Consider the following 5,633-nt stretch of genomic DNA (forward strand, 5'->3'; position numbering starts at 1 on the left):
TTATTACCAGATCTTCACTCGATCTTCTGGGGCAACATACATTTTATCACCTTCTTTAATATCAAAAGTGGTATAAAATGCATCAATGTTCTGAAGCGGTACATAAGCTCTGTACATTCCAGGAGAATGAGGATCGGTCTTGATTCTATTTTTCAAGGCTTCGTCACGCATTTTTGTTCTCCAAACAGTAGCCCAGGACATAAAGAAACGTTCTTCTGGAGTAAATCCATCTATTTTTCCGGGATTTCCGTGTTCTTCTAAATGAATTTGTAACCCATCGTACGCAGCGTTAACGCCACCAAGATCACCAATATTTTCACCTAAAGTAAATTGACCGTTGATGAAAACACTGTCTAAAACTTCAATATTGCTGTATTGATCTGCAAGATCTTTTCCAAGGGCTTCAAACTGTTTAAGATCTTCGTCTGTCCACCAGTTATTAAGGTTTCCTTCGGCATCAAAACGAGAACCGCTATCATCAAAGCCGTGAGAGATCTCGTGACCAATTACAGCACCAATTCCACCGTAATTTACAGCAGCATCAGCCTTATAATCATAAAAAGGTGGCTGAAGAATAGCTGCAGGGAATACAATTTCGTTATAGCTTGGGTTGTAATATGCGTTAACGGTTTGTGGTGGCATAAACCATTCGGTTTTGTCTACCGGTTGCCCAAGGTCTGCCATATTATCGGCAACTCTCCATTTGCTGGTATTCATCATATTCTGGAAATAAGACCCACCGTTTTCAACATTTACTATTTCTAGATCGCTGTAGTCTTTCCATTCGTCTGGATAACCAACTTTAATAGTTGTGGTTCCTAGCTTTTCCTTGGCTTTTTTCTTGGTTTCTTCGCCCATCCAGCTAAGGTTGTCTATCCTGTTTTCGTAAGCTTTAATAAGATTTGAAATCATTTCCTGAGCTTTTTCTTTAGCTTCAGCAGGGAAATGTTCGTCTACATATAATTTACCAAGCGCTTCTCCCAGAGTACCGTTTACAGTTTGTAAAGCACGTTCTTTTCTTGGGCGTTGTTCTTGTGCACCTTGTAGGGTTTTGCTGTAAAACTCCCAGTTTGCAGTTTCAATATCTGTAGAAAGTGTGCTGGCCGCATCATTAAAAATGCTCCATTTTAGATAATCTTTCCAGTCTTTAACAGAATTTCCAGCAAAAACATCCTGAAGGGATTCCATATAGTTTGGTTGAGAAACGATTATGGTATCAAGATCTGTAGCACCAATTTCTTCAAAATAAGCATCCCAGTCTATCGCTGAAACCATATTTTTAAGTTCGGCTACAGTTTTAGGGTTATAAGTGTTACGTGCATCACGACGCTCTACTTTGTCAAGTTGAGGTTCTGCAAGGCCGGTTTCAAAAGCAAGAATTCGCTCTGCAGCATCTGCAGCTTCTTCTTCAGAATAATCTATATACTGAAGCATTCTGGTAATATGCTCTTTATATTTTCCCCTTTTTTCTTTGGAATCTGAATCGTCTGCCACGTAGTAATCACGATCTGGTAAACCCAATCCTGCAGGATAAAGGTAAGCAGCATTCATATTACTGTTTTTAGCATCGGCACGAACCCCGAAAGAGAAAAATCCGGCGCCACCATATTGTTGCATTTCGGTAAGAAATTCCTGTAAATCTTCTTTATTTTCAATAGCATCTACTTTTGCCAAATATGGTTTTACCGGTTCCACGCCTTTTTCATTTCGGGCAACGGTATCCATAATAGTTTTGTAAAGGTAAACGGCTTTAGCCTGGTCACTAGACGGGTCTAAACTATCGTTAGCAGAAGCGCCTTCTAAAATAGCCATCGCATCCTCATCGGTACGCTCACGCAATTCCATAAAACTTCCCCAGGTAGTCTGGTCTGAAGGGATCTCGGTAGAATCTACCCATTTTCCGTTTACGTATCTAAAGAAATCTTCCTGAGCGCTTACGGTGGTGTCCATATAGGCAAGGTTAATACCGCGAACCTCTTCTTTTTCTTTACTTTCTTTATCGTCGTTTTGGCAACTTGTTAGGGTTGCAGCTCCCAAAATCGATAAAAAGAGCACATTACTTATTTTTTTCATATGTGGTTTAAATTATTATGAATTCTCGCGCTAAAGTACTAAAAAGTAGCATATTTAACTGAGGATTATTCAAAGTAGAAAATTGATTGAATTTTTCGCAAAAATAGATCCTGAAAAAGCTGGATTTACCTGAAGGTTTAATCAATTTGTTTTATCAAATTTTGATCGAATTCCTTTTTTAATTGGGTTACTTCTTCCACATTTTCGTTGGGTACAGTAACAGAAAGTACATAATGAGTAATTTTCCAGCCATCTTCAGTTTTTTGAAGCACGCCAGAGCCACGACAAATTCCCATTTGCGTGTCAAGAAGTTCATCAAACCAGGCGGTTTTACTGTTTTCGTCGTTATAAATATTTCGTTCTAAAGTGGTGAAATTCCAGGCCTGACCCCGATCAAAATACGGTTTTGAAAATTCACGAAAATCATCATTCTGCCAGTTCTCGGTGGCATCGGTGCCTATAAAAACCCCATCTTTAGTCATTAAGCTGAAGTATTTATCAAAGTTAGCTTCAGCGGCTGCCTGGTGCCATTGGGTTAAAACCTTATCTATGTTAGATTTTTCCTGGGCTGCAATATTTAAACTGAAAAGCAAAAAAAGCAGTGCGATAATTTTTTTCATTGCGAAGAATTTTTATTGAAGATATCAATTTTTCTGCACTCAGGATTAGAAAAATGATTACTACAATTTGGCCTGGGGAAGGGAATCTATAGAAATGGTATCTCTTTCGGCTTTAAATTCGTCCAGCTCGTCTTCAAAATCTTCCAGGGTTTTTAGGAAAAGCTCATTGAGCTGAATCTTAAAATTATTGAATTCCTCAGGGATTTCCCGGGCAACTTCTGTAATAGCATCGGCATCTAATTGCCGGCGGTGCGATAATTGTTCCAGGACTTTTGCTTTAGTGGTTAAAACGTTGGCGCGGGCCCTAACCGCGTTGGAGCTCAAAGAATCGGGAATGCTTGTGTTTAGGGATTCCATAACCTGGGAGATTGGTTTTGAGCTTTCTATAGTTTGCTGTAGATTATAATTTCTTAATTGGTCAACTTCATTTTGGGCAGCTATATACGCCAACCAATTTATGGCATGTTTTCGTGCTTCAGGAAGTAATATTACTTCTTCCTTAGTAGTTTCTATAGGTTGGTTTAAGGTAATTGAATCTAATTGACTGCCATTACTATCATCGGTTTGAGATTTTTCATTGCAGGCAAAGCAGAGTAAAATAGATAATATTAAAACCAGTTTTTTCATACATAACAAAGTTAACCTAAAAATTTCCAATTTAAATAATTACAAAAGGAAGTATTTATACCTCTGTTCAGCTTTGAAATTTTCTTTAATTTCACTTTGTTAATTGAAGGATTAACGAAATCCTTTCTTCAATAAAAGATTTCTAAAAAAAGTAAAGGTTTCGGCTGTTTCATTGCGAAAACCTCTATCTAAATAAATATATTTGCGGAAAAATCAATACAATGGCCGGGAAAATTTTAATTATTGGTGCTTGCGGGCAAATTGGAACCGAGTTAACGCTGAAATTACGTGATCTCTACGGAAACGATCGGGTAGTGGCTAGTGATATTAGGGAAGGAAATGAGGAATTAATGAATTCCGGGCCGTTTGAAATTGCCGATGCTACTGATGCTCCAGTAATTGAATCCATTATTGATAAATACGGAATTTCTGAAGTTTATCTTATGGCCGCGATGCTTAGTGCAACTGCCGAAAAGGCGCCAATGAAAGCCTGGAATCTTAATATGGATTCGCTTTTTCATATTTTAAATTTTGCAAAAGATAAAAAGATTGAGAAAGTCTTTTGGCCTTCCAGTATTGCAGTTTTTGGCCCTACAACTCCTAAAAATGATACCCCACAAACTACTATAATGGAACCATCTACGGTTTACGGGATTAGTAAGCAAACCGGGGAAAGATGGTGTGAATATTTTCACGATAAATATGGGGTAGATGTAAGAAGCTTGCGTTATCCCGGGATTATAAGTTATAAAACCCTTCCCGGCGGCGGAACTACAGATTATGCGATAGAAATTTTTCACGAAGCGCTTAAGAATAAAGCCTACACTTCCTTTTTAGCTGAAGATACCGGTCTGCCCATGATGTATATGGACGATGCGATTAAAGCTACCGTAGATATTATGGAAGCTCCTTCAGAAAAAATAAAGGTGCGATCTTCTTATAATCTTTCGGCCTTGAGTTTTACCCCAAAGGTTCTTGCCGAGGCTATTCAGAAGGAAATTCCTGACTTCAAGATCTCCTACAACCCAGATTTTAGACAAAAAATAGCCGATTCCTGGCCATCTAGCATAGATAATTCTGAAGCCAGAAAAGACTGGCAATGGAAACACGATTTTGACATGCAAAGCCTGGTTAAGGAAATGCTTGCCGGAGTTTCTGAACAACTGAAAACCGCCAAATAAATACGTGATAATCGAGATTATTTTTTCTTTTTCTTCATTTTATTAAGCCAGATTATGGTTCCGGTAATTGGTAAACTCGTGGCGATTAAGCAGGCCAGGAAATAAAGGATTTTTGAAAAAGTCCCGAATATTTCTCCTGTGTGAATTGGTTTTATTAAAGAAGCTACCTGAACATTTGCTGGTTTTTCTGAAAAAAGCTCTTTTTTGAGAACTTTCCCGTCTCTATCTATAACCAACATATCGTAAGTATTGGGTGACCAGTTGCCAGTTTCATATTTTCTAATGGAAAAAATACCATTTTCGTCCTGCGGAAATGAAATTGAAGTTTCCCCGGAATAATCCAGGTTTTGATTAGAAATATTAATGATTTCTGCTAGTTCCAGGGTTTTAGAATCGGCATTAGTTTCTGAAGCAATTTTTGGTCCGCCGCGGCCACCAAAAACCTGGGTTCCCAGAACCTGACTGCCGAGGTCTTTATACCAATCAAAAGACCAGAATAGTCCGGTTAGCGTCATTACTATTAATAATAGGCAGGAATAGAAACCAAGGGTGTTGTGCAAATCGTGATTAATCCTTTTCCAGTTTGCAGACCATTTAATTTTAAAGCCCGGTTTTAAGGTTTTCCACTTTATTTTTTTCTTCGGAAACCAAAGTACAACTCCGCTTATAGATAGAAATAAAAAGATAATGGTTGCGATTCCCACAATAGGTCTACCAATAGCAGAATCGAATAACAACCAGCGATGCATTCTAAACATAGTAAAGAAAAATTCATCTGCAGGATTTTCACCTAGTTGTTGGTAATCCCCGGTATATTGATTTACATAAAAAGTAGTACCGCGTCTATCTTCCGGCGAGGTTTTCACTTTGAATTCATAAGCTTTATTGGTATTTTTAGGTAACGTAAGCCCGGTAACCGCTCCTTCTTTTTCAAGGTTTTGCTGCAAATTTTCAATATCAATTAGTTTACCTTGTTGCGGGTCTACTTTTAATTCTTCAGCAAAAAGCGATTTTATTTCGGTTTGGAAGGTTAAGATAGTTCCGCTTAGGCAAACTAAGAACAGGATAATCCCGCTACCAAGCCCTAACCATAAATGCAGATCGTTCAGTAATTTTCTAAACGTATATTTTT

General features: G+C 38.1%; 5 protein-coding genes. 1 reads left to right on the forward strand and 4 read right to left on the reverse strand.

Translation table 11 applies throughout. The annotated features are described in order from the left end of the window. Nucleotides 1-3 precede the first annotated feature (3 nt). The 3 genes from AACZ30_RS12605 to AACZ30_RS12615 all read right to left on the reverse strand — a co-directional run bounded on the left by AACZ30_RS12605 (nucleotide 4) and on the right by AACZ30_RS12615 (nucleotide 3,320). Entirely contained in the window at nucleotides 4-2,073 is a 2,070-nt protein-coding gene (locus AACZ30_RS12605; RefSeq protein ID WP_339649735.1) for a M13 family metallopeptidase, read from the reverse strand. 137 nt (nucleotides 2,074-2,210) lie between these two features. Further along, nucleotides 2,211-2,693, reverse strand: a complete 483-nt coding sequence (locus tag AACZ30_RS12610) for a nuclear transport factor 2 family protein (protein ID WP_339649737.1) — start codon at nucleotides 2,691-2,693, stop codon at nucleotides 2,211-2,213. Nucleotides 2,694-2,753: 60 nt separating this feature from the next. Next, nucleotides 2,754-3,320, reverse strand: coding sequence for a hypothetical protein (locus AACZ30_RS12615; RefSeq protein ID WP_208223227.1), 567 nt, complete (start codon nucleotides 3,318-3,320; stop codon nucleotides 2,754-2,756). A 221-nt stretch (nucleotides 3,321-3,541) separates the two neighbouring features. On the opposite strand from AACZ30_RS12615, the gene AACZ30_RS12620 reads away from it, so the two are divergent. After that, the gene (locus AACZ30_RS12620; protein WP_339649741.1) at nucleotides 3,542-4,501 is read left to right on the forward strand and encodes an NAD-dependent epimerase/dehydratase family protein; all 960 of its coding nucleotides are present in this window, start codon (nucleotides 3,542-3,544) and stop codon (nucleotides 4,499-4,501) included. Between the two features lie 17 nt (nucleotides 4,502-4,518). On the opposite strand, the gene AACZ30_RS12625 is transcribed toward AACZ30_RS12620, so the two are convergent. After that, the coding region (locus tag AACZ30_RS12625; RefSeq protein ID WP_339649743.1) for a PepSY-associated TM helix domain-containing protein at nucleotides 4,519-5,633 on the reverse strand (1,115 nt) is incomplete at its 5' end.

Origin of the sequence: uncultured Salegentibacter sp., from assembly GCF_963972535.1 — a bacterium.
Lineage (GTDB): Bacteria > Bacteroidota > Bacteroidia > Flavobacteriales > Flavobacteriaceae > Salegentibacter.